The sequence below is a fragment of the Microbulbifer sp. GL-2 genome (assembly GCF_007183175.1).
Taxonomy (GTDB): domain Bacteria; phylum Pseudomonadota; class Gammaproteobacteria; order Pseudomonadales; family Cellvibrionaceae; genus Microbulbifer.
The window spans coordinates 3,250,684-3,272,210 of the sequence record NZ_AP019807.1; the positions used below are offsets into that span (position 1 = coordinate 3,250,684).

The 21,527-nt window shown below is 53.3% G+C and carries 17 protein-coding genes and 4 tRNA genes; 16 read left to right on the top strand and 5 right to left on the bottom strand.

Annotation, left to right across the window (positions count from 1 at the left end; all coding sequences use genetic code 11):
- Nucleotides 1–78 precede the first annotated feature (78 nt).
- Nucleotides 79–576 (bottom strand): PH domain-containing protein, encoded by a 498-nt coding sequence (locus GL2_RS14250; RefSeq protein ID WP_143731282.1) that lies wholly within the window; start codon nt 574–576, stop codon nt 79–81.
- A 187-nt stretch (nt 577–763) separates the two neighbouring features.
- Here GL2_RS14250 and GL2_RS14255 point away from each other — a divergent pair, with 187 nt between their 5' ends.
- The 3 genes from GL2_RS14255 (at nt 764) to GL2_RS14265 (ending at nt 2,861) form a co-directional block, all read left to right on the top strand.
- Complete coding sequence (locus tag GL2_RS14255; protein ID WP_143731283.1) at nt 764–1,651, top strand: patatin family protein; 888 nt, start codon at nt 764–766, stop codon at nt 1,649–1,651.
- Between the two features lie 75 nt (nt 1,652–1,726).
- Nucleotides 1,727–2,254, top strand: coding sequence for a GNAT family N-acetyltransferase (locus GL2_RS14260; RefSeq protein WP_172621158.1), 528 nt, complete (start codon nt 1,727–1,729; stop codon nt 2,252–2,254).
- A 148-nt stretch (nt 2,255–2,402) separates the two neighbouring features.
- The gene (locus tag GL2_RS14265; RefSeq protein ID WP_143731285.1) at nt 2,403–2,861 is read left to right on the top strand and encodes a GFA family protein; all 459 of its coding nucleotides are present in this window, start codon (nt 2,403–2,405) and stop codon (nt 2,859–2,861) included.
- A 104-nt stretch (nt 2,862–2,965) separates the two neighbouring features.
- Here the strand turns inward: GL2_RS14265 and GL2_RS14270 are convergent.
- The 4 genes from GL2_RS14270 to GL2_RS14285 all read right to left on the bottom strand — a co-directional run bounded on the left by GL2_RS14270 (nt 2,966) and on the right by GL2_RS14285 (nt 3,858).
- Nucleotides 2,966–3,042 (bottom strand) — tRNA-Asp (locus GL2_RS14270).
- A gap of 48 nt (nt 3,043–3,090) precedes the next feature.
- Nucleotides 3,091–3,166 (bottom strand) — tRNA-Val (locus tag GL2_RS14275).
- A gap of 491 nt (nt 3,167–3,657) precedes the next feature.
- Nucleotides 3,658–3,734 (bottom strand) — tRNA-Asp (locus tag GL2_RS14280).
- 48 nt (nt 3,735–3,782) lie between these two features.
- Nucleotides 3,783–3,858, bottom strand: a tRNA-Val gene (locus GL2_RS14285).
- Between the two features lie 177 nt (nt 3,859–4,035).
- Here GL2_RS14285 and GL2_RS14290 point away from each other — a divergent pair.
- The 13 genes from GL2_RS14290 (at nt 4,036) to GL2_RS14350 (ending at nt 21,460) form a co-directional block, all read left to right on the top strand.
- Nucleotides 4,036–4,563 carry a cytochrome c-type biogenesis protein gene (locus GL2_RS14290; protein ID WP_232053628.1) on the top strand — a complete coding sequence of 176 codons (528 nt, stop codon included), beginning with the start codon at nt 4,036–4,038 and terminating at the stop codon, nt 4,561–4,563.
- On the top strand, nt 4,560–5,786 hold the full coding sequence (gene ccmI / locus GL2_RS14295; RefSeq protein WP_143731286.1) for a c-type cytochrome biogenesis protein CcmI: 1,227 nt from the start codon (nt 4,560–4,562) through the stop codon (nt 5,784–5,786). The genes GL2_RS14290 and ccmI overlap by 4 nt, the downstream gene beginning before the upstream one ends.
- A gap of 369 nt (nt 5,787–6,155) precedes the next feature.
- Nucleotides 6,156–9,659: a chromosome segregation protein SMC gene (gene smc, locus GL2_RS14300; RefSeq protein WP_143731287.1), complete on the top strand. Its 3,504-nt coding sequence runs from the start codon at nt 6,156–6,158 to the stop codon at nt 9,657–9,659.
- Nucleotides 9,660–9,684: 25 nt separating this feature from the next.
- The gene (gene zipA, locus GL2_RS14305; protein WP_172621159.1) at nt 9,685–10,722 is read left to right on the top strand and encodes a cell division protein ZipA; all 1,038 of its coding nucleotides are present in this window, start codon (nt 9,685–9,687) and stop codon (nt 10,720–10,722) included.
- A 137-nt stretch (nt 10,723–10,859) separates the two neighbouring features.
- Entirely contained in the window at nt 10,860–12,911 is a 2,052-nt protein-coding gene (gene ligA, locus GL2_RS14310; protein ID WP_143731289.1) for an NAD-dependent DNA ligase LigA, read from the top strand.
- A 210-nt stretch (nt 12,912–13,121) separates the two neighbouring features.
- Entirely contained in the window at nt 13,122–13,556 is a 435-nt protein-coding gene (locus tag GL2_RS14315; protein WP_143731290.1) for a hypothetical protein, read from the top strand.
- Nucleotides 13,557–13,840: 284 nt separating this feature from the next.
- Nucleotides 13,841–14,287, top strand: a complete 447-nt coding sequence (locus GL2_RS14320; protein ID WP_143731291.1) for a DUF4399 domain-containing protein — start codon at nt 13,841–13,843, stop codon at nt 14,285–14,287.
- Between the two features lie 61 nt (nt 14,288–14,348).
- Nucleotides 14,349–15,776, top strand: coding sequence for an aspartate ammonia-lyase (locus GL2_RS14325; protein ID WP_143731292.1), 1,428 nt, complete (start codon nt 14,349–14,351; stop codon nt 15,774–15,776).
- Between the two features lie 229 nt (nt 15,777–16,005).
- Nucleotides 16,006–16,206 (top strand): hypothetical protein, encoded by a 201-nt coding sequence (locus tag GL2_RS14330; RefSeq protein WP_143731293.1) that lies wholly within the window; start codon nt 16,006–16,008, stop codon nt 16,204–16,206.
- Between the two features lie 4 nt (nt 16,207–16,210).
- Nucleotides 16,211–17,278 (top strand): AraC family transcriptional regulator, encoded by a 1,068-nt coding sequence (locus GL2_RS14335; protein WP_143731294.1) that lies wholly within the window; start codon nt 16,211–16,213, stop codon nt 17,276–17,278.
- A gap of 178 nt (nt 17,279–17,456) precedes the next feature.
- Nucleotides 17,457–19,250 (top strand): acyl-CoA dehydrogenase C-terminal domain-containing protein, encoded by a 1,794-nt coding sequence (locus GL2_RS14340; protein WP_143731295.1) that lies wholly within the window; start codon nt 17,457–17,459, stop codon nt 19,248–19,250.
- 84 nt (nt 19,251–19,334) lie between these two features.
- Entirely contained in the window at nt 19,335–19,682 is a 348-nt protein-coding gene (locus tag GL2_RS14345) for an SCP2 sterol-binding domain-containing protein (RefSeq protein ID WP_143731296.1), read from the top strand.
- 140 nt (nt 19,683–19,822) lie between these two features.
- On the top strand, nt 19,823–21,460 hold the full coding sequence (locus tag GL2_RS14350; protein ID WP_143731297.1) for an AMP-binding protein: 1,638 nt from the start codon (nt 19,823–19,825) through the stop codon (nt 21,458–21,460).
- The last annotated feature ends 67 nt before the right edge of the window (nt 21,461–21,527 follow it).

Here is a 21,527-nt window from a genome sequence, read left to right on the forward strand (position 1 = left end):
AGGTGGGTCATTTTGCAGGAGTATGCTTCCCCCTTTACAAAAAGCCAAGTCATCATAGATGAGGCGTCAGCGCTGTCGTCAGGAGGCGTGTCGGTTCAGCATTTCGGCCATTCGCTCGGGTCTGTCCGGGGTAATAACCAGCGTTTTTGTGGGAAATTGCAGTACTACAGCTTTTTCTTGGTCGGTGGCGAAGGCCCTGTAGCGCCCCAATTTCTTATTCTGGAAGAGGCCGGTGTAGCCAAACAGCCCTGAGTTGCCAAATATGCGGACCGATCCTTGCATAGATTCAGGATCTGCTGAAGCTTTATTTAATCCCTGTAACGGAATTGTGGTTTTCCAGCCCAGGCGAAGGACAAGCAGGTTATTACTTTGAATGACATAGCCCCTAACCATGAACAGGGCGCCCAGCAGCAGTATGGTGGGTGGTAGGGCTAAAGCGATGCTAAAGAGTATTGAGTGCTCCGGTGGAGCTTTGGTCATCAGGAATAAGGGGATTGCCAACAGCATTGCGGCGCTTATAGCGCTAATTATTTTTAGCTGGCGGCTCCAGGGGGCTTGAAAAACAGCGGATGGCATAAATTACTCAATGAAAGACAAATAGTCAGAATGGTCCAATCATAGTGCTGATGGAATCGACTTGGCAAAGGCCTTGTCATAAGTCATTGGCATCGGGACTGGTGGGATATTTGAGGATTGCGTGACTGCTAAGCCATACGTCAGTCCATAATGTGTAGAGTTTTGGAATCTTTGTGGTGGTTTACCTATGGCAAGTGAATGTACTGAGAGGGAATCATTATCTGCCCTGGTTGTGGAGGGTGGCGCTATGCGGGGTATCTTTGCTGCGGGCGTGCTGGATGCCTTTATCGAGGCCAATTTCTGTCCCTATGATTTCGCAATAGGTGTCTCTGCAGGTTCAACCAATTTAATCGGGTATCTGGCTGGAGATCATGGGCGCAGTCGTCAGATTCTGCTTGACCATGCGCGCCGCAGTGATTTTATCGATTGGCGACGCTACCTGAAAGGAGGGCATTTCTGCGATATCAGTTGGCTTTGGCATGCCTCATACAAGGATGTACCGTTGAATATTCAGCATTATATAGAAAGTGCTGTACCTCTTTATGCGGTAACTACCAGTATCAATAGTGGTGAGGCGCACTATGTGCAGGTGACCGAAGAGAATATGCATGAAGTGTTTCCCGCATCTTGCGCGATTCCGATGGCATACCGGGAGTTTCCCATTGTCGATGGTGAGCCTATGACAGATGGGGGACTTGCGGACTCCATTCCCGTGATTCGCGCTTATGAGCTGGGCGCAAGGGATATCACTGTTGTGCTGTCACGCCCGCTGGGTTATCGAAAGCCGGTTGGGGCTGCGCCAAAATTCATCAAGCAGTTTTTCCATGATCATGCCCGATTGTTTGAGGCGGTATTGGAAAGAGGTGAGCGTTACAACCGTGCTTTGGACTTCATTCATTCACCGCCAGCAGATTGTCGTGTATCGGCTATTGCGCCACCGGAGGGTTTTCCGGTTAAACGTTTTACCCAGGAAATTGAGTTACTGAAGGAGGGGTATGATTGTGGCAGATCGCTCGGCTGGCATTTTCTGCGGGGCGGGGTGAGCACGACTTCCCTGGCGCCTACAGCAGAATAAGATTAAATGGTTGCGTGTGCTCCCTTGATTTTAAATGATGAGGTCTCGCGATTGCTTGTTCTGCTTGGAGGTGGGGTGGAAATTAGGTTGGTGACATTGAAGGATGCGCAGGGGCTTTCAGATTTCCACGATAGGAATGCGGATCATATACGGCGATGGGAGCCCGCCAGAAGTAGTGATTACCATAGTTTCAGTGCATGGTATCAAAGATTGTTGGATTGGCAGCTTGAATACAAAGAGGGGCGGGCGGCCCATTTTCTGGTTGCCCTACCAGAGGTCTCCCACATAGTTGCCACATGCTCTTTGACAAATATTATTCGTGGGCCTTTTCAAGCATGCAATATGGGGTATGCGGTAGATAGAGCTTTCGAGGGGCGGGGGGTTATGCACCTGCTGTGTGAGCATGTAATTACTTACGCCTTCAGGGAGTTGGGACTTAATAGGGTTATGGCTAACTACATGCCTGAAAATCATCGATCAGCAGCCCTCCTCAAGCGCCTCGGGTTTGTGGTGGAGGGTGCTGCAAAGCGTTATTTGTTGATTAACGGCTGCTGGGAGGATCATGTTTTGGCTGCGCGAGTGAAGGGAGGAGGCGTCTCCTAGCTTTTTACAGGGTAATTCGAGTGCCAGCTGACATTTACTTCCTCGTTCCATTGTAGGAGTCTTAGGTAGTGTTGAGCTATTGTTGCTAACCTATTGCGATTTCAAATCAAGATACTGAATTACATCAGCTTATGGGAAGGAGGAAGGTATGAATGGAAAGTGCCTCTGCGGGGCTGTCGAGTTTCAGCTGGAAGAGCCGGTGCCTAGCCTCTATCAGTGCCACTGTTCACTGTGCAGAAAGTTGAGTGGTTCTGCATCAGATACCGCGATGTTTGTGGAGCGTAGCCAGTTTCGCTGGGTGCGGGGACTGGACAAGGTTTCCTCTTACCGTACAGCAACCGGGTATCGCTCAGATTTTTGTAGTGGCTGCGGTAGCACGGTCCCACACCTGATGAGTAACACCACGCACTTTTGGGTTCCCGCCGGGTTAATTGAGGGCGGCCTTGAGAGCCAAGTGGTTGCTCACCTGCATGTGGATTCCAAGGCGGCTTGGGATGATATTGGTGGATCTGGAGAGCGTTTTGCGGAGATGCCTGATATTGAAGAGTTAACCCGCTTGCTTCACGCTGACCTTGAAAAAGCGGAAACTGATCTGGTTGAAGGCTGACAGCGAGAGTATTAATGCGCTTGAAATATTAAAGCCGACAGAGGTTTTTCCTGTTAAACATATACAAAAAAGCCCCGCTCTTTCGAGCAGGGCTTTTTTGTATGTGGCGGACCGGACGGGACTCGAACCCGCGACCTCCGGCGTGACAGGCCGGCATTCTAACCAACTGAACTACCGGTCCGCATTCCTGCTTCTCTTTAAGTATCTTGCCTGGCAAGAGTAAGAGAAGTGGTGGGTGGTACAGGGGTCGAACCTGTGACCTACGGCTTGTAAGGCCGTCGCTCTCCCAACTGAGCTAACCACCCCGTGTCAGGAGCTGCGTATCTTAATGATATTTTTTTAACGGTCAACAGGTTTCCACAAAAAAATACCAAAAATAATTAATGGAATAAAAAAGCATCAGTTTCTGTTCAGAAAATAATTACCGGTAATTCGCCTGGCTAATTTTCCGGCGAAAAAGTGAGAGTTTTTTATGCTTTTGGGAGGCTGATACTTAAAGACGGCAGGAAAAATTTTCAAAAACGATAAAAGTTAAATTTCGAATTGTTCTTGGGTGTTTGTTGGTTGCAGTAGATTTATTTACAGCTGGAAAAAACATCAAAAAATGATTTGTGGGGTTAGCTAACATCCGTTGAGAGTGGATTTATTTTGGTATGAAATTTTGATTGCCAGCCTTTAGCGCAGCTTGTTTCTTTTGGGTGTGGTTTTAGCGGCAGTGTCGAGGAAGGGGGGAGGGATAAAAATTATATTCACATACAAAAAAGCCCCGCTCTTTCGAGCAGGGCTTTTCTGTATGTGGCGGACCGGACGGGACTCGAACCCGCGACCTCCGGCGTGACAGGCCGGCATTCTAACCAACTGAACTACCGGTCCGCATTCCTGCTTCTCTTTAAGTATCTTGCCTGGCAAGAGTAAGAGAAGTGGTGGGTGGTACAGGGGTCGAACCTGTGACCTACGGCTTGTAAGGCCGTCGCTCTCCCAACTGAGCTAACCACCCCGTGTCAGGAGCTGCGTATCTTAATGATATTCTTCCCGGCGTCAACGCCTTTTTTGAATTTTTTTTTGTCTTTCAATGAGTTAAGGCGATTAACTGTGAAATCGTGGGCGTGTCCGGCGAGAGACGACACTGTTATAATCAGCCAAATTTCCCATGGATTAACGCGTGAGAGAAGCTGTGAGAGAAAAGAGTTGGCTGGGCCAAATCCTTTTAGCAATGGCGGCTCTGTGCCTGTCCGTTGCAGTTCAGGCAGTGGTGGAGACCGAAAAATTGTCCTCACCGGAATTGGAGGCACGCTATCGGGTGCTGATTGAGGAGATGCGCTGTCCAAAGTGCCAGAACCAGAACCTGGCCGATTCGGATGCATCCATCTCGGGAGACCTGCGCCGGGAGATTCGCCGGTTGTTGGAAGAGGGGTTCTCGGACAAGGAAATCGTTGACTACATGGTGGCACGCTATGGGGATTTTGTTCTCTATCGCCCACCTGTACAGAGCAATACTTTGGCTTTGTGGCTGGCCCCAGGGGTGTTCGCGTTAGTGGGCCTATTGGCGTTGATCATTATCGTAGTGCGATCCAGCAGTGGAACAGGTGCGAGCCAGGGTGATGGTAGTGGCGCGCTGACCGAAGATGAGCGACGTAAGTTGAAGAAGTTGCTGGGTGAAGATCCCAGTGATTTGACTGATGGTGGGAAGAAGAGCAAATGACTGATATCTGGTTTGGTTTGGCGATCCTGTTACTGCTGCTGGCCTTTGTCTTCCTGCTACCGGGGTGGCGGGCCGCTGGTGCGCGGCGCTTGGGTGGGAATAAGCGTGAGGCCCTGGCAGAACTATATCGTGAGCGTTCTCGGGAATTACGTGCGGCCGTGCAGAGCGGCGCTATGGATGAAAAACAGTTTGACCAGCTCGAGGCGGAGTTGGCTCGCGAGCTCCTCAGTGCCCAGGAAGAGGCGCAGTCCACGGCACCTTCCCGGCGCGGTGCCGGCCTTCTGCTTGGGCTGGCAATATTAGTGCCGGCAATGACAGTTGGTGCTTATATCTGGTCCGATCGACCCAGTGAAGTGGCGTTTTATCGTGAAATGCTAGCCAGTCAGCAAGGGCAGGCAGATGCAGCCGCCGAAGAGCGGATCACCAGCCAGCTCAAGGCGCGAACTGAAAGCCACCCGGAAGACTTGAGTGGTCGCTATGTGCTGGCGCAAAGGCTGTTGATGAGTGGGGATATTGCCGGAGCCGTGGATGCCTATCGCTATGTTGTGGAGCGTGAGCCCCAGGCTGCTTCTGTGAAAGCCGAGCTGGCCCAGGCGCTGTTTTTTGCTGGTGGCTCAAAGATGACTGATGAGATACAGCTACTTGTTAGCCAGGTTCTCGAGTCCCAGCCGGGTAATGGCACAGCGCTGGGCTTGGCGGGAATTGCTGCCTATGAAGGTGGAGACTATCGCAAAGCACGCGAGCATTGGCAGGGTGCTTTGCAGCAGCTGGCTCCTGGGTCGGCAGCGGCCGAAGCGCTTGCCGCAGGTGTAGCCCGAGCCGAAAAGGCGCTGGCTGATGCTGGTGAGCCAGTGATCGTTGCGCACGATTCCAGTGATAAATCAGGCCCTGAAATCCGTGTTCAGGTTAGCTTGGACAGCAGCGTCGAGGTTGAGGCTTCCACACCTGTATTTATCTATGCGAGAAGTTCTGAGAGTCCAATGCCGCTGGCGATTGTGCGGCTAACAGCCGGCCAACTACCGACAGAGGTAGTACTGGATGAATCCCGGGCGATGATGCCGGGTCGCTCTATTTCGACGGTGGACTCTGTGCAGCTGGTTGCCCGTTTGGCTCTGCATGGCGATGCGCGCCCGGCAGCCGGAGACTGGCAGGGCACAATTAAAACTCTGCCTAAGGCCAATTGGAGTAAGGCGCAGTCCATTACGATTGACCAGCAGTTGTAGCGGACAAAATTCTGGAGTCCAGCAGCTTCTTTCCCTGCCGGCCAAATGTCGGCAGCTGCGGCTGTTATGTATTACTTTGTATTGTGGTGTATTGCGGCTCGAGAACTTGTTGACGTCTAAATGGTCACAGGCGCAAGATGAAATTACGCAGCAGTGGTGGCTTTTGGCTGATTCGCTGGATGATTGTGTTGGCCTTGAGTACCAGTTGTGGCTGTTTAGTGATCTTGACTTGACCGCTGGCCATTCCGGCCGATAATCCGCTTGAAATGTAACTGTGAAGAATTGCGCTGAAAGCCCAGGCAGCGCCATGTACAATTGAGTGTTTGGTGATCGGGCCGGCAAAGATAAAAATACCGAGTTAAAGAATACATGCGTCTGAAGTGCATCAAACTTGCGGGCTTCAAGTCCTTTGTTGACCCCACTACTGTCTTTTTTCCTACAAACCTTAACTCGGTGGTAGGTCCCAATGGGTGTGGGAAATCCAACACCATTGATGCTGTGCGCTGGGTGATGGGGGAATCGTCAGCAAAGAACCTGCGCGGTGACTCCATGACGGATGTCATTTTCAATGGTTCCAGCGGGCGTAAACCTGTAGGTCAGGCCTCTATCGAACTGATTTTTGATAACTCCGCGGGCAAACTTTCCGGGACTTACGCTGCCTTCACTGAGATTTCTGTAAAGCGCAAAGTGACCCGCGAAGGACAGAATAACTATTACCTCAACGGTGAAAAATGTCGCCGCCGGGATGTGACAGACCTGTTCCTGGGTACCGGCCTCGGTCCTCGCAGCTATGCGATTATCGAGCAGGGCATGATTTCCAAGTTGATTGAGGCCAAGCCGGAGGAACTGCGGGTCTATATCGAAGAAGCTGCCGGTATTTCCAAGTATAAGGAGCGCCGTCGCGATACTGAAAATCGCATGCGCCGCACCAATGAAAACCTGGAGCGCCTCACAGATATTCGCGATGAACTGGAACGCCAGCTATCGCGCCTGGAGCGGCAATCTGCTGCCGCGGAGAAATACAGTCGTTTCAAAGAGGAGGAGCGCAGCCACAAGGCAAATCTGCAAGTTCTGAAATACCGTGATCTCAATGAGCAGAGCACTGCGAAACAACAGCAGATTGGCGAGCTCGAACTGACCGTTGAAGAGCTGGTGACCCGCCAAGTGCGCTGCGATACCGGCATTGAGCAAAAACGCGTTGGTTATCACGAGTTGTCTGATGGCTTTAATGAGGTTCAAGGGCGTTTTTACGCAGTTGGCGGTGATATTGCACGTCTTGAGCAGAGTATCGCCCACGCTCGTGAACGCTCCAGCCGGCTGCACTCTGACATGGCGCAGACTGAGCAAGAGTTCCGCGAGGCAGAGAGCAACCTGGAGGTGGATCGCGAGAAGGCTGCTCAGTTCGAAGAAGAGCTGGAAGTGATTGTACCGGACCTGGAAATGGCCCTCGCTGCCGAAGAGGAATCTGCCAGCGGCCTGCTCGAAGCCGAAGAGCAGATGCGCAATTGGCAGAACGAGTGGGACCAGTTCAACCAGGGAGCCTCCGGTTCCCGCCAGAAGGCAGAGGTACAGCAGTCGCGTATCCAGCATCTGGAGACGTCCGGGCAGCGGTTACTCGAACGCATCAACAAACTCGTCGCAGAGCAGTCCAGCTTGCAGGTCTCCGAGAGTGATGAGGAGACCCTGCAGCTGAATGAGCAGCTCGCCGAAATGGAAATGCAGATCCAGGAGCGCCGTGAAGAAGCTGCTGAGCGGCGCGAAACCCTTGATGCCTTGCGCTCCCGCGAGCGAGAACTGGCAACGGATCTGGACCAGTTGCGCCTGCAATTGCAGACCGGTCGCGGCCGTCAGGCCTCCCTGGAAGCGCTGCAACAGGCCGCACTGGGGCAGGGCAAGGCCGTGGAGGGCTGGCTACAGCAGCAGTCGCTGGCCGACAAACCGCGTCTCGCCGATCAGATCCAGGCCCAGGCCGGATGGGAGACGGCGGTTGAGACAATACTGGGAACACAATTACAAGCGGTCTGCGTAGACCAGCTCGACAGCCTTGCAGAAGGGTTGGGCCAGTTACAGAGTGGTCAGGCAGTTTTTATTGACGGTGCCAGTGTGACCGAGTCTTCTGCCAATACTCTGCCTGCGCTGGCCAGTGTGGTGCAGGGGCCCGTCTCTCTCACTGGTCTGCTCTCCGGTATTTACACCACCGAAAACCTCGCGGAGGCGCTGGCAAAGCGTGCCGGGCTACAGGCTCATGAATCCATTGTGACTCGCGATGGACTCTGGTTGGGGCCGAACTGGCTGCGGGTGAGCCGGGCCAGCGAAGCGGAGTCTGGAGTGCTTGCGCGCAAGCAGGAGCTTGAGGCGCTGGCACAGGAAATCACACTGTGTGAAGAGCAGATAGAAAGTCTCAGTGAGCAGCGAGAGGCGATGCGTGGCCAGTCCGCAGACTTAGAGCGCGCAATTGAGCAGGCACGCATGGACTCCGAGCAATTTGGTCGACGCGAAGCGGAGTTGCGCAGCCAGCTGTCTGCCCGACGCGCCCGCGCCGAACAAATGAATGAACGTCGCACCCGTATTGAGCAGGAAATTGTTGAGGTGCGTGAACAGCAGGAGCTGGAGGGGGAGTCCCTTTCGGAAGCGCGCCTGTTGCTTCAAGAAGCAGTGGAAGCCATGAGCGATGATACCGATCGTCGTGAAACGCTAATGGCGCGTCGCGAGGAATTGCGCGAAGCTTTGGATGCCGCTCGTCAACGCGCTCGGGAGGATAAAGATCGCGCTCACGAGCTGGCTATGCGTGAGCAATCAGTGCGCACACAAATGGTCTCTCTGGAGCGCACCCTGCAAGTGATGAACGAGCAGCTCGAACGTTTGCGTATGCGTCGCACCCAGCTGCAGGAGCAAATGGCTGAGACCGAGGACCCTTCCCAGGATTTCCAGGCGGAACTGGAGGAGAGGCTGGGCGAGCGCATTGAGGTGGAAACGGAACTGGCCGAAGCGCGCAAGAAGCTTGAGGAAGTGGAGACCGGTCTGCGTGAGCAGGAGCAGGAGCGCCACAAGGTTGAAGCGGCCTTGCAGGGAGTGCGCGCCCAGCTGGAGCAGGAGCGTCTTGCCGCGCAAACCCTGGAGGTGCAGCGCAACGGCTTGGTCGAGCAGTTGCGCGAGAGTGATCACGATGTGGAGCAGCTGCTTGAGCAGTTGTCCGGTGATTTGACTATCGCCCAGGTACAGGAAGATTTGGAGCTGGTAGCTGCGCGTATCTCGCGCCTGGGGCCGATTAACCTCGCAGCTATCGATGAATACAAACAGGAGTCTGAGCGCAAGAATTATTTAGATCGCCAGCATGGTGATCTGATGGATGCTCTGGAGACTCTGGAAAATGCAATCAAGAAAATCGATAAGGAGACGAGAGCCCGCTTTAAGGAGACCTTTGATCAGGTCAATGCCGGGCTGCAGGAACTGTTTCCAAAAGTATTTGGGGGCGGTAACGCTTACCTGGAGCTCACTGGTGAAGACCTGCTCGATACTGGAATCGCGATCATGGCGCGCCCACCGGGCAAGCGCAACAGTACTATTCACCTGCTGTCTGGTGGGGAAAAGGCACTTACGGCGATCGCCCTGGTTTTCTCTATTTTCCGTCTGAATCCGGCACCTTTCTGTATGCTGGATGAGGTGGATGCTCCTCTCGATGATGCTAACGTAGGTCGCTACGCACGAATGGTTAAAGAAATGTCAGAACACGTTCAGTTCATCTATATTACCCACAACAAGATCGCAATGGAGATGGCGGATCAGCTGTTAGGTGTGACCATGCATGAGCCGGGTGTATCTCGCCTGGTGTCAGTGAATGTGGAAGAAGCCGCTGAGCTGGCTTCCGCATAAAAGCGTAAAAGGAGAGACGCTTAAAATGGATAACTGGCTGGTTACAATCCTTGTCGTGGTACTGCTTATAGCGGTGCTGGATGGAGTGCGCCGCGCAATACTGCGGCAGCGGGCGGCTGTAAAAGTCTCCCGGAATTTATCCAAAGCGATGCAATCTGAGGTCGACAGTGAGGCGGATCCCGTTTCCAAAGTGGAGCCCATGCCCCCGGTTGAAGAAACCCCGAAGAATTTCCAGGAGGAACAGCCGCAGAGGCAGGCTAATAGTGAATTGCCCGGGCAAGTGCGCGTGGTCCAGCGCCGTGCCATGGAGGATGCCCTGCATGTAAATCGCCAGGTACAGGAGAGCTTTATCTCCTCGCGCAAACCGCTCGCCGGCAGCACGCCGCAGCGCAGAGTGGAAGAGCAGGGTGTACTGGACCTCGATGAGCAGGTGCCCACTCTGATGGAATCCGTAAGCGAGGAACATCGCTGTGAGCCAGAGCTGGATGAATCCGGAAGCCTGCAAGCCATCAGCAGGGAGGCGGCAGCTGTTGGAGTTTCCCGCGAAAATGAGCCGCTGATGCACCGCGAACCAGGTGCGCAAATGCCATCGGCTGAAGAGTACCCTGAGGAAAGGGCAGCTGTACGCGATGAGGTTTTGGTCATCAATGTGATGGCACCAGAAGGGGATTATTTTGAGGGCAACGATCTGCTGCGTGTGATGGTTGCCTCAGGTATGCGTTTCGGTGAAATGAATATCTTTCACTACCACGAGGGTGGTGGTGCCGATGGAGCGGTTATTTTCAGTCTGGCCAATATTGTTGTGCCGGGGGTATTTGATCTTGCGCAGATGGAGGAGTTTGCCACACCCGGAGTCAGCCTGTTTCTGGCACTACCGGTTGAGGGGGAGGCGATTAAGGCTTTCGACCAGTTGCTGTCCACTGCTTACACCATTGCCAAGCTGCTCGGTGGCGAACTGAAGGATGAAAACCGCAGTGTTTTTACCTTGCAGACTGCCGAGCATTACCGCCAGCGTGTAATGGAATACCAGCGCCGCCGGGCACTGGCCATGGCGCAGAATTAATAGCAAACTTCTTTATTTATTGATAGCAGCGGCCCCAGGCCGCGGTTGAACCCCTGGGGTTTTAGCCGCGAGCTGGGGCCGCTGCTGTATATCAAGTTTAATTTTTTAAATTAATCCGTTTTTCATTCGAACAATTGATGACCACACACACTATCCCCAAACAGAAACGCGAGCGGGCGCAGGAGTTGCATGAATTGCTCCAGCGAGCCAATTATCAATATTACGTACTGGATGATCCGGAGTTGCCGGATGCGGAATACGACCGCCGTTTGCGGGAATTACAGGATATGGAGGAGCAGTTCCCTGGACTGCGGACTCCTGATTCGCCCACCCAGAGGGTTGGTGCCGAACCGTTGTCCTCCTTTACCGAAGTACGCCATGAAGTGCCGATGCTGTCACTCGATAACGCGTTCAGCGATGAAGAACTATTGGAGTTCGATCGCCGTGTCTGTGAGCGTTTGAACAGCAAGGGACCAATCGAATATGCCTGCGAGCCAAAACTCGATGGCATCGCTATCAGCCTGCTGTATCGAGAAGGGATTCTTGAGCGCGCAGCCACCCGCGGAGATGGCACCACTGGTGAGGATATAACGCAGAATGTACGTACGGTGGGGTCGGTGCCTCTGCGGTTGCGTCAGGCTAAAGGGGTGGCAAAGATACCCGCTGTGCTTGAGGTACGCGGTGAAATCTACATGCCCAAGGCAGGGTTTGCTGAACTGAACCGCAAAGCTGCCGCCGCCGGTGAAAAGCTGTTCGTCAACCCTCGCAATGCCGCCGCTGGCAGCCTGCGCCAGCTTGACTCCCGCATTACCGCGCAGCGACCACTGGAGCTCTGTGTCTATGGTACCGGCCTGGTGGAGGGGGCGAACCTGCCCGGGGAGCATGTGGCAACCCTTGAATTACTCGGGCATTGGGGGTTCCGTATTAACAGCCAGATGGGTGTGGCAGCGGATATCCAAGCCTGTATTGATTACTACAAAGAGTTGGGGGAGAAGCGTGAGAGCCTGCCCTACGATATCGACGGTATCGTCTTCAAGGTCAACAGTATTGCCATGCAGCGGAGATTGGGTTTTGTTGCTCGTGCACCGCGCTGGGCCATGGCCTACAAGTTTCCCGCACAGGAAGAGATGACAGAGCTTGTCGATGTGGAATTCCAGGTGGGCCGTACTGGCGCGGTGACTCCGGTCGCGCGCTTGAAGCCAGTATTTGTCGGCGGGGTGACAGTGTCCAATGCAACCCTGCATAACCGCGATGAAATCCAGCGCCTTGGCGTTATGATTGGCGACACAGTGGTTATTCGCCGTGCCGGTGATGTAATCCCGCAGGTGGTTTCTGTCGTGGAGAGCAAACGCCCGAGCGATGCCCGCGCCATCGAATTTCCCACTCACTGTCCAGTGTGCGACTCGCCGGTGGAATCAACACCCGGTGAGGCCGTGGCCCGTTGCAGTGGCGGCCTGATCTGTAGTGCCCAGCGTAAACAGGCAATCAAGCACTTCGCTTCACGCAAGGCGATGGATATTGACGGCCTCGGTGACAAGCTGGTGGAGCAGTTGGTGGACGAGGGGTTGTTGCATTCGGTTTCCGGGCTCTACCACCTCGATCTGCAGCAGCTGGCGGGGCTTGAACGTATGGGGCAAAAGTCGGCACAGAACCTGCTCGATGCCCTGGAGCACAGTAAAGATACAACCCTGCCGAAATTTCTCTATGCACTGGGTGTTCGCGAGGTGGGCGAAGCTACCGCGCGCAACCTGGCGCGGCACTTTGGCACCTTGGAGGAGTTGGCGGCGGCCACCGAAGAGGCACTGCAGGAAGTGGATGATGTGGGCCCAGTGGTGGCGCATTTTGTTGCTGAATTTTTCCACCAGCCTCACGCCCAAGAGGAAATTGAAGCACTGCGCCAGGCCGGAGTGCGCTGGCCAGTAGAGGAAATCGGCGGTGAAGAACAACCCCTGTCGGGTCAGACTTGGGTGCTTACGGGAAAACTCGAAACCCTCTCCCGCAGTGAAGCCAAGGATTATCTACAGCGACTCGGCGCCAAGGTGGCGGGCAGTGTCTCGGCGAAAACCAGCCATGTCGTGGCGGGCCCTGGTGCTGGTTCAAAACTGAACAAGGCGCGGGAGTTGGAAATTCCGGTGATGGATGAAGAGGGACTGATGGAAATGTTGCGTCAATGGGGGTTTGAAATTTAATTCAGGTTTGCGGGTACCGTGAAACAGTGCCCGCAACCTCCGTTAAATAGCGCAAGCCAATTGTGAAAAACGAGTGAAACACTGTGCAATACAGGTGATCGCCCGCAGAGTTATGGCTTTCTGGTCGCTTCGCCGTTAAAGTGCATCTCCTAGATCTATTTTGCCCTGGGTACCTGATGTCCGGTGGCGTTGCGGTAAGGAATGGAATTAATGCTTCAGGGCGATCAGGAATCCATAGTTTACGGTTGTATTAAAGACAGTAATAGTCTCAGCGGTGGCAGCGAACGTCGCCGAGTGAACCGCAATGCGGTCCTGGCCCTGCCCAGCGCGGATGAATGGCCCTTCCTCTGCCGCGATATGTTTTCCATCCCTACCATCAAGGTAAAGCAATCCCAATACCAGACGGATGTGATCCACTTTGGAGCCTCATACCGTGCGGTAGAGTATGAGTGGGATATGTGGATCCTGAAATTTGAAGAACTTTTGAAAAGTATGTACTGGGTGTCGGCAACGGTGCACCTGGAAACTGAGCTGTCCGGCGTTCATTCTTTCAGCTGGGAGGCGGCAGGCCTTTACCATGAACCCGGCAGTGGCGATATGCAGGTACGCTGTGAATGGACACAGGAGGGGCGTGTCAGCGTCTAGTGTACGTGCCGGCCCTCTCTTAAAACCGTTCAAAATCCTAAGCTGGGTTCCTCTTTTCCCTCCATCGTTTGCCTTTAGGCAGGTGCGGTAGCTATTGGGCTACCGCGGCACAGATTTTAATGTCCCATCCCGATTCGGCAACTATATTCCCAGTGAACACCTTTCAGCGGAACGATGGTCTGGTAAAGTGCCCATGTCATTTGGTAGCAAAAACCGCGGTGACAGGCAGTAAAGCCAGATTATAAGAATTGGCGCCAGAGGCGCCCTATCAGGAAGGAATAATCATGATCAAAGCGAACTCTCTACTCTTTGCCAGCGCCCTGTTGCTGTCGCCACTATTGCATGCAGCGGAGCACGACAGCAAAACCGATATGGCCAGCAAGGCGCCGGAGAATACCAAGCTCTATATTATTTCCCCCAAGGACGGTGAAAAGGTTCCGCAGACTTTTACCGTAAAATTTGGCCTGTCTGGCATGGGGGTGGCACCGGCCGGTGTGGAACTTGAAAACACTGGGCACCACCACCTACTGATAGACGTGGATAAACTGCCTGATATGAGTAAGCCACTACCAGCGAGTAAGAATATTATTCACTTTGGCGGTGGCCAGACTGAGACACAAGTTACCTTGCCGCCAGGTAAACATACTCTTCAGTTGGTGTTGGGTAACTATATGCATGTACCGCACAAGAATCCTGTGATGTCTAAAAAAATTACCGTCGAAGTCGAGTGATTCTGTCGGAGCCTTTAACAACGAAAGAGGGGTGCGCCCAGGCGCACTCTGAGGAATAGAAATGGGCGACAAATTCCGTATCGAAATGGACAGTCTTGGTGAAATCCAGGTTCCGCAGACGGCACTCTACGGCGCGCAAACCCAGCGTGCGGTAGAAAACTTCCCGGTAAGCGGTAAGGGGCTGCCGACGGAGTTTATTCAGGCCATAGTGCTGATTAAAAAATCAGCGGCTGAGGCCAATCGAGATCTGGGGTTGCTGGATAAAGCGCGCGCGGCGGCGATTATCGGTGCCTGTGACAGTCTGGGTGATCCAGAGTTTGCCGCCCATTTCCCGGTGGATATTTATCAGACCGGCTCCGGCACCAGTTCAAATATGAACGTCAATGAAGTATTGGCACATTTGGCCAGTGATGGTAATGGTCTGTCCATCAGCCCCAATGACCATGTCAACATGAGTCAAAGCAGTAATGATGTGATCCCTACTGCGATCCATGTGTCCGCGTTGCTTGCGGTGCGCGACAAGCTGCTGCCCTCGCTGCGTCATCTGCATACTCGCCTATGTGACAAGGCTGTGGAGGTGCAGAGTGTGGTCAAGACCGGTCGTACCCATTTGATGGATGCAGTACCCATGACTATGGCCCAGGAAGTGGAAGCTTGGGCTGCACAAATAGAGGATTGTCGCGAACGAATTCGCTCGACTATGCCACGACTGGCGCAGTTGGCCCAGGGTGGTACTGCAATCGGCACCGGGCTCAATGCCCATCCGGATTTTTCAGAATTATTCGCGCAAAAATTGAGTGCTCATACGTCACAGCAGTTTCGGCCGGCCGACAACCTGTTTGCGGCTATTTCGAGCCAGGATACGTCGGTGGAGCTGTCAGGACAGCTCAAGGTTTTGGCTGTGGCAGTGATGAAGATTGCCAATGACCTGCGCTGGATGAACAGTGGGCCACTGGCTGGTGTAACTGAGATTGCGCTCAAAGCCCTGCAGCCGGGCAGTAGTATTATGCCGGGCAAGGTAAATCCAGTAATAGCTGAATCCGCGGCTATGGTGGCGGCTAGGGTACTGGGCAATGACACCACGATTACTGTGGCTGGGCAAAGCGGTAATTTTCAATTAAATGTGATGTTGCCACTGGTGGCCAGTACCCTGCTCGAGAGTATCAATCTTCTCGCCAATGCTTCACTGCTGTTGGCGGATCGGGCTATTGCCAGTTTTACTGTCAATCGAGCCCATATTGAGGAGACACTAGGGCGCAACCCAATTTTAGTGACAGCACTGAATCCGGTCATTGGTTATCTCAAGGCTGCAGAGATAGCCAAGGCCGCCTATAGCAGTGGTCGGCCAGTGTTGGATGTGGCGCTGGAAATGACGGATTTGGATCGTAAGTCCCTTGAAGACCTGTTAGACCCCGCGCACCTTGCCAAGGGGGATTGGTGGGTGAGTAGGCAGTATTCAGGCAAATATGGCTATGCCGAGCATCAATAGAGTGATTATCGCTGTCATACACGTGAGCCAGCGAAACAGGCGCATCAGGGTGGCCTGATCTTCAGGTTCCAGCATTCTTCTGGGCATCCGCTCCTCCTGCGGCGTTGACAGATAACTGCCAATCCCTCACGATTCGACGCCGCGTCGGTACCTGGTACCGACATTACAATGGTAGCGCCACAGAAAGTGGTAATCTCACCTGTTTTAAAATCAATTTATCTAGATCACCATGGCCAATAAAAGTCGCCGCTCCTTTATTACCAGCGTGCTCGCCTGTGTCGCATTTGTTGTGGCGGCGATCTACAGCTGGGACCTACCCGTCAAGGATGTTGTGTACTACCTGATAGTCTTGCTGGTAGTACTGTTTGTCATTATTACAGTCGCGATGGGGTTTGGTGCCTTGTTGAACTGGCTGCGCAGACGAAAGTAGATAGATGGCATCAGAAGAGGATATCCGTATACCGATTGCCTACCTTGAGCGTTTGCTGGAAGAGGCGATACGCCATGGCTGTGATCGCGGTGAGCTACTCGCCTCAGTCGGTATTGATGAAGCAGAGCTGGAGGGGGTTGCTGCCTTTTCAGCGATCAGGTACGGGCGTCTTTATCAGCGGGTAATGTGGCTGGCCCAAAACGAGTGGTTTGGCATGCTCAGTGGTGGGCGTGTACGCTCGGGTTCCTTCCGCCTTTTGTGCCTGGCGGTGGTTAATTGTGCCACCCTGCGCCAAGCAATCATGTTATGTGCTGAATTTATGGAAATCTGCCGCGGCTTTAAGGTAAAGCCAGTGCTTGAGGGGGACCCCTCAGGGCGTGTACGTGTAGAGATCCACGGTATTACTTCGCTCGGAGAGGGTGAATTTAATCAACTATTGGCCAATACCAGTCCCAGTGTTGTGCGTACGACGCTGGCGGTTTGGCACCGCTTCTATTGCTGGCTGGCGGGGCGTGAAGTTCCGTTGGCGCGACTGCACTTTTCCTTTCCCTGCCCGGAGGAATTTCGCAGCCTGGCCCAAAGTGAGGCGGATGAGTTGCTGTTCGAGCAGCCATTTAATGCCCTTGAGTACGACGCCCGCTACCTTGAGTACCCGGTGGTGCAAAGTCCGCAGACCGTGGAGGATTTTATCCGCACTGCACCCTATCACCTGGTAATCAGTGATGGCAGCGCTAACAGTATCAAAACCAAGGTCAAGACCATTCTCAATCGGGATGTGAGTGAATCCATGCCTGCAGCAGAGGCTGTCGCAGATCGTCTCAATATGTCCGTGACCACTCTGCGCCGTCGCCTGCAGCAGGAGGGTACCTCCTACCAGAAGCTCAAAGATGAGTGCCGTATGGAGGCTGCCTTCCATTACCTGAGCTGCCCTGATCTTTCCAATGGTCAGATTGCGGAAATGCTGGGTTTCGATGAATCCAGCGCGTTTTTCCGTGCGTTCAAGAAGTGGACCGGGATTACCCCAGGCGAGTACCGTCGGGGTGGCCGCGCCGCGGCAGGCCTGGATATTTGACCGAATTGGTCACATTTTTTCGAATTCCCGCCTCGATTTGTCACCGCTTTGGACGGATTTAGCCATAGAGAGGGCTGCCAGCTTACTACTATGATGAACAAATCTTAGTAATCAGTCACAACTATGACCAGCCAGTTTTGCGCTTGGTCCCAAACATAAACAAATTGAGGGTATCAGGATGACCGATATCAAAGTGCCACTGCGTGATATGCGTTTCGTCATGCGCGAAATGCTGGACTCAGACAAGCATTACGAGTCACTTGGATTTGAGGAGGCCACTCCTGATGTCGTGGATGCCATCCTGGAAGAGGGTGCAAAGTTCTGTGAAAACGTATTGGCACCATTGAATCAGGTCGGTGACCAGCAGGGTTGTACCTGGAAAGACGGTGAAGTCACTACTCCAGATGGCTTTAAAGAGGCTTACAAACAGTTTGTAGAGGCTGGCTGGCCAGCTCTCCCCCACGACCCCGAGTACGGTGGCCAGGGCTTACCGGCCTCGCTGGGAACCATCATGAGCGAGATGGTGGGTATTGCCAACTGGTCCTGGGGTATGTATCCCGGATTGTCCCACGGTGCCATGAACACCCTGGAAGAGCACGGTACCGAGGAGCAGAAGAGCGTTTACCTGACCAAGCTGGTAGAAGGTAGCTGGACCGGCACAATGTGTCTGACCGAGCCGCACTGTGGTACCGACCTGGGTATTTTGCGCACCAAGGCCGACCCCAATGGCGACGGATCCTATGCCATTACCGGTACCAAGATTTTTATTTCTGCTGGTGAACACGATATGACCGAGAATATCGTGCATATCGTACTGGCGCGCCTACCGGACGCACCGGCTGGCACTAAGGGTATCTCCCTGTTTATCGTACCCAAGTTTGTGCCCAATGCTGACGGCTCCGTTGGTGAGCGCAACGGCGTTGTGTGTGGTTCCCTGGAACACAAAATGGGTATTCATGGAAATGCCACTGCAGTACTGAACTTTGATGGTGCGAAAGGCTACCTGATTGGCGAGCCAAACAAAGGTTTGAACTACATGTTCACCTTTATGAATACCGCGCGCCTGGGCACTGCCCTGCAGGGTCTTGCCCACTCTGAAATCGGCTTTCAGAAGTCCCTGGCTTACGCCAAGGACCGCCTGCAAATGCGCTCCCTGTCCGGCACCAAGAACCCTGAAGGTCCTGCTGATCCGATCATCGTACACCCCGATGTACGCCGTATGTTGTTGACCCAAAAGGCCATCGCTGAAGGCAGCCGTATGCTGGTCGCCACCTGTGCGCTGCTGGTTGATATTACCCACAAGGGTGACGAGGCTGCGAAGAAAGAAGCTGAAGACCAGCTGGCTTTCCTGACTCCGATTGCCAAAGCATTTATCACTGAAGCCGGTCTTGAGTCTGCCAACCTGGGCCTGCAGTGCTTTGGTGGTCACGGCTATATAGCCGAGTGGGGTATGGAGCAAAACGTGCGTGACGCACGTATCTCCACTATTTACGAAGGTACCACCGGTATTCAGGCTCTCGACTTGCTGGGCCGCAAGGTATTGATGACCCAGGGCGAGCTGCTGCGCGGTTTCACCAAGAAAGTACATAAATTCTGCCAGGCTGAAATTGATAACGAAGCCCTCGCACCTTTCGTGACCAAGCTGCAGGAGCTGAACAAGCAGTGGGGCGACCTGACCCTTCACGTCGGCGGCAAAGCTATGGAAAATCCAGATGAAGTTGGTGCGGCATCTGTTGATTACCTGATGTTCTCCGGTTATACCGTACTTGGCTTCATGTGGGCGCGTGCCGCCAAGCTGGCCAACGAGAAACTTGCCGAAGGCACAGCTGAAGCGGATTTCTATCAAGCCAAGCTGAAGACTGCGCGTTTCTATTTTGAACGCATTCTGCCACGTACTGCCAGCCATGCCGCAACCATGCTGAGCGGTGCGGACAATCTGATGGATCTGGATGCAGAGCATTTTGCCTTCTAAATCCACTCCCAGTAAAAAAACCGCCGGCTATCACCGGCGGTTTTTTTTACCGGCGCTGAAGTGGTCATTAATGGAGAAGTTCCGATGCAATTGCCGGATCCAGTAGAGCAGCGCCTGCGGCGTCTAGCTTGTTTGCACCCACTCGCTCGGGTACAGTTTCGGCTGCCGGATGCCTGTGATTTTTATGTATACCTCAAGGGGCGCGCCGGAGATCTCGAAGTAATTTCCGAATTCGGGCAAGCAGAACAACCGGCACTAATATTAGAAATGGCCAATCAAACGCTCAGCGCAATTTTGGATGGCCATTTAAATGCACGTCATGCCTTTCTTTTGGGGGATGTTCAATATTCCGGGGACAGAGAACTGGCAGCTGCATTGGCAGGTTTATTCCCTGCGCGGAGTAAAGAGGGAGATATGTTCGGAGAGGTATGAATGCACCTCTTTTTCACTATCTCGGAAGATACTACAAACAATAAATAAATACTCGCTGGCTCCCTAAGATGGCAGGTTTCGTCTATAAGGACGGAAGATGAGAGCAAGCGACAACAACAATCAGGAATGGGAGAAGAGAGTTGGACATTGATCGCAGCATACTCGATGTTTTTAAGGGCGCTTGCGCCAAATTTGGTGACCGACCGGCTTTTACCTGCCTGGGGCGAACTCTGTCAATTGGTGATATTGACACCCTGAGCGCGAAGTTTGCGTCTTATTTACAAAATCACACGAACTTAAAGCCCGGTGATCGTATTGCCGTCCAGCTGCCCAATGTACTGCAGTACCCTGTGGTGGTTTTTGGTGCTTTGCGCGCTGGCCTTGTGGTGGTAAATACCAATCCGCTATACACACAGCGTGAGTTGAAGCACCAGCTGAATGACTCAGGAGCCAAGGCATTAATCGTTCTGGCCAATATTGCCGATACCGCTTCCTCGATTGTTGCGGAAACCGGTGTGGAAAAAGTAATTGTTACTGAGATTGCGGACTTGCATAGCCCGCTCAAGCGCACGTTGATTAACAGTGTGGCCAAGTACATCAAGAAAATGGTGCCGGAGTTTTCCTTTGCCAACCAGGTGTCCTTCCGCGAGGCAATGACCCTGGGTGCTGAGCAGCCGCAACAGGATGTTGATCGTGCTCCGGAAGATATTGCTGTACTGCAATACACTGGGGGCACTACCGGTGTAGCCAAAGGCGCTATGCTGACCAACCGCAACCTGGTTGCGAATATGGAGCAGGTGCGCGAAGCATTTGGCAGCGGAATGAAAGAGGGTGAGGAGTTCTACATTTCGCCGCTGCCGCTCTATCATATTTACGCTTTTACCATCCATTGCATGTGCCTGTTCTCTACAGGCAACCATTCCCTATTGATTCCTAACCCGCGCGATATTCCCGGTTTTGTGAAGATGCTGAAAGGTCAGCGTTTCACAGGGTTTGTCGGTCTGAACACCTTGTTTAATGGTCTGATGCGTAACAAGGAATTTGCCGAGCTGGACTTCAGTAAGCTGCACTCTACTGCTTCCGGTGGTATGGCGTTGACCCGCGATACGGCCAAGCGCTGGGAGCAGATGACCGGTTGTGTGGTGATGGAAGGTTACGGTATGACCGAGACTTCTCCGGTTGTTTCCTTCAATCCCACCGATGGTGTTCAGCTGGGTACAGTAGGTATCCCGGTGCCGGGCACTGAGGTCAAGGTAGTGGATGAGAATGGTAATGACCTGCCGAATAACTCACCTGGTGAGTTGTGCGTGCGTGGCCCCCAGGTAATGAAAGGCTATTGGCAGCGCCCCGAAGCGACTGCGGATACTATTGATAGCGATGGCTGGCTAAATACCGGGGATATGGCAGTAATCCAGGATGATGGCTACATCAAGATCGTGGATCGTAAAAAGGACATGATCATTGTGTCCGGTTTTAACGTCTATCCCAATGAAATCGAGGATGTGGTCAGTGCCCATCCCAAGGTTACTGAAGCGGCAGCGATTGGTGTGCCTGACGAAAAGAGCGGCGAGCAGGTGAAACTGTTTGTTGTGAAGGCCGATCAGTCCCTGACCGATGCAGAGGTGGTCGCTTTCTGCCGTGAAAATATGACTGCCTACAAAGTGCCCAAGCAGGTTGAGTTCCGCGAAGACCTGCCAAAGACCAACGTCGGCAAAATACTGCGCCGGGAACTGCGTGATGAAGAGCTAAAAAAGATCGAGGCTGCAGTTAGCGCCTGATTGATAAACCGGGCTAAGTCCGAGTCCCCGGTCTAATGTTCCTTTGAAGCCCTGCTGGAAACAGTGG